Annotated in this window: 4 protein-coding genes; all 4 read right to left on the bottom strand. The window is 72.9% G+C overall.

All coding sequences use genetic code 11. From position 1 onward, the window contains the following. Positions 1 to 48 precede the first annotated feature (48 nt). Positions 49 to 258, bottom strand: a complete 210-nt coding sequence (locus tag FF041_RS39880) for a hypothetical protein (RefSeq protein ID WP_228388889.1) — start codon at positions 256 to 258, stop codon at positions 49 to 51. 86 nt (positions 259 to 344) lie between these two features. After that, on the bottom strand, positions 345 to 1,127 hold the full coding sequence (locus tag FF041_RS36080; RefSeq protein ID WP_153526780.1) for a DUF317 domain-containing protein: 783 nt from the start codon (positions 1,125 to 1,127) through the stop codon (positions 345 to 347). Between the two features lie 31 nt (positions 1,128 to 1,158). Beyond that, positions 1,159 to 1,953 (bottom strand): winged helix-turn-helix transcriptional regulator, encoded by a 795-nt coding sequence (locus FF041_RS36075; protein WP_153526777.1) that lies wholly within the window; start codon positions 1,951 to 1,953, stop codon positions 1,159 to 1,161. 15 nt (positions 1,954 to 1,968) lie between these two features. After that, positions 1,969 to 2,408, bottom strand: a 440-nt coding sequence (locus FF041_RS36070; protein WP_153527002.1) for a hypothetical protein, incomplete at its 5' end; no start/stop codon positions are given.

Here is a 2,408-nt window from a genome sequence, read left to right as displayed (position 1 = left end):
GAAGGCGTCGGTCACGGCGCGGACGGCTTCGGCCTCGATCATCGGGGCTCAGGCGTAGTCGAGTTCGCTGGCGTCGCAGACGTGATGGGCGCCTCCGTGGAGCGCGCTGGAGAAGGGTTCTCCGTCGTCCATGACGGTGGGCAGGGAGTCCAGGAGGGTCTGGGTCGCGCGGCGTAGGCGTCCGGTCAGCTCGTGGTCGGTCGCCCAGGCCACGGGCTGGAACGGGATGGGCGGCCGTCCGGTCGGAGGGGTGTCCATGGGCGGGTCCCGGGGTCAGCGGTGCCGCGTCGGCGTGGCGGCCGGGAGCGCGGTCGTCGTCCGGTACACGAGGGCCGGTGAGGGGATTACCGTCCGGGCCACGGTCGAGCGGGAGCGGGCGACCGCCGCGCGCTGGATGTCCAGCGGGGTGGGGCCGGCGGTTTGACCGGGGTGATGCGGGCCGCACCGCGGTTGCGCTCGGGGAGGTGGTCCTTGTAGCGGGCGACGGGGGTGGGGTCGGCGAGCCGGTTCATGGTGGCCGTGATCAGGTGGGTTGGGGTGTTCGTGGTGAAGGTGCCGAGCCACTCGGAGGAGTAGCCGGAGGCGCCGCCGCTGACGGTCCACTTCGACCGCTGGTCGCTGATCTCCTGGTGGTGGTCCAGTCGCCCGTTGACGCGGGTGACCAGGGCGAGCCGGTCCGGCGGCTGGCTGACACTGAGGTAGGGCCCGTGGTCGACGCGCCAGCCCGCCTCGGCCAGAGGACGCAGGGGCTCCGTCTTCGAGGCGCCGAGGCGGCCGTGGACGGAGGCGTTGCTGCCGTGGGTTTGGTCTTCGGCGAGGGTGGTGGTGAACGCGGCGACCACCTCGACGGGCGTGTAGTGGTCGAAGGTGGCCAGCCACCGGGGCGGGGTGAACGGCTGCTCGTGGCCGGTGATCCGCCACAGGCAGTCGTCCTCGCCCTCGGGCAGCCACCCGGCGTGGATCTTCTGATCCGGGGAGGCCAGGTAGGCGTTGGCCAGGTCGTCGTTGACGAGGGTGAACCCCGCGTCGAGCAGGGGCCGCAGGGCCGGGTCACCAATGTAGGTGGATCCGGCGAGGTAGACCGGGGAGACGTAGACGTCGCCGTCGATCTCTTCAGCGGCGGGCATGGCGGGGGCTCCGTTCCTCGGGGTTGGGTGGTCAGCGGGTGCGGGGCGGGCGGGAGATCGCGGTGACGGAGGTGGGCACCAGGGACTGGGCCGCGGGCGGGTGCGAGAACAACCCGGGAACTGCGGTCGCCGAGGGGGCGCGCTGGACGGCGACGGCGGCCCACTCGTTGCTCGCGGCCTGCGGCCGGACGAGGACCGGCCGGGCCGGAGCCGCTGCTGGGACTGCGGTGTCGGGGGTCCAGGAGGCCAGGGCCGCGTACGCGTCGCCAAGGTCCTCGGCCGCCGGACTCAGCCCGTACCGGGCTCCCCGCCCCTGACCGGAACGGGTGACGAGCCCGTCCTGCTCCAGTCGGCTCAGGCGGGCATAGCTTGATCCGACGGGCAGCCCGGTGGCCTCAACGACCTTACTGTGGGTGAGCGCCCCATGCCGATCGAGGGCGGCGAGCGTGGCAGTGGTCCCGATGGGACGGAGCCGGGCGAATGTTTCCTCGGCTCGTTCCGCGTCGGCGGTGACCGAAGCGAAGTGGGCCCGGTGCCAGTCGGCGAGAGCACGGTGCACGGGCTCGGTCGCGCGCCCGTACGTCGTAAGCCCGTACGTTCCGTGGCCCGGCCGGTCCACGAGCCCCTGGGCCTGCAGCCGGCCCAGGAGCTGGACCGCGTACACGTTGCTGTTCCACGGCATGGCCGCAGCGATCTCCGCAGTCCGCATCGTTTCGTGCTGCCGAAGGGTTTGCAGGGTCCAGGTGGTCCAGCGCGGTGACAGCACTCCGAGGGCGTGGTCGACCGATTCGGTACGCCCCTTCAGAGCCGTGTGCAGGGTGGGCATGAAGGATCTCCGGGGTCAGCGGGTGCGGCGGGCCGGAACGGCGGTGGTGGGCAGGCCGGTGATCGGCGGGGCCGGGGGGACAGCGCTCGCCGGTCCGCCGGGGGTACGGGACACGGCGGCCTCCGCCCGGGACACCTGCCCGATCCCGTGTGCGGGGGCGGGGCCGGTGTCGTTGGCGAGGGAGCGGCGGTAGGCGCCGGTCATGGTCCGCAGGTGTTCGGCGCTCTGGTCCCGCCGGGCGGAGAGCAGGGCGATCTCGGTGCTGGCCGTCCCGAGGGTGGCGGCGCTCTGGCCGCTGCGGACGGAGTCCAGCTCCCGGGCGATGTGCGCGGTGCGCTCCTGGACCTTCTGGTCGAGGTCGTCCACCTTGAACGTCGCGTCCGCGATCAGCGCGGTGAGCTGGCCGTAGGGGCTGAGGAAGGGATGGCGGCCGAGGAGATCGGCGGCCGAGTCGA

The sequence above is a fragment of the Streptomyces jumonjinensis genome, assembly GCF_009600885.1.
Taxonomy (GTDB): domain Bacteria; phylum Actinomycetota; class Actinomycetes; order Streptomycetales; family Streptomycetaceae; genus Streptomyces; species Streptomyces jumonjinensis.
Note: the sequence above shows the minus strand (reverse complement) of the source record. Positions and strands in the feature narration are given on the sequence as shown.

Excerpts from the sequence above, each read along its gene's own strand:
- FF041_RS36080 (WP_153526780.1), bottom strand. The coding sequence starts at position 1,127 with ATGCCCGCCGCTGAAGAGATCGACGGCGACGTCTACGTCTCCCCGGTC.
- FF041_RS36075 (WP_153526777.1), bottom strand. The coding sequence starts at position 1,953 with ATGCCCACCCTGCACACGGCTCTGAAGGGGCGTACCGAATCGGTCGAC.
- FF041_RS39880 (WP_228388889.1), bottom strand. The coding sequence starts at position 258 with ATGGACACCCCTCCGACCGGACGGCCGCCCATCCCGTTCCAGCCCGTG.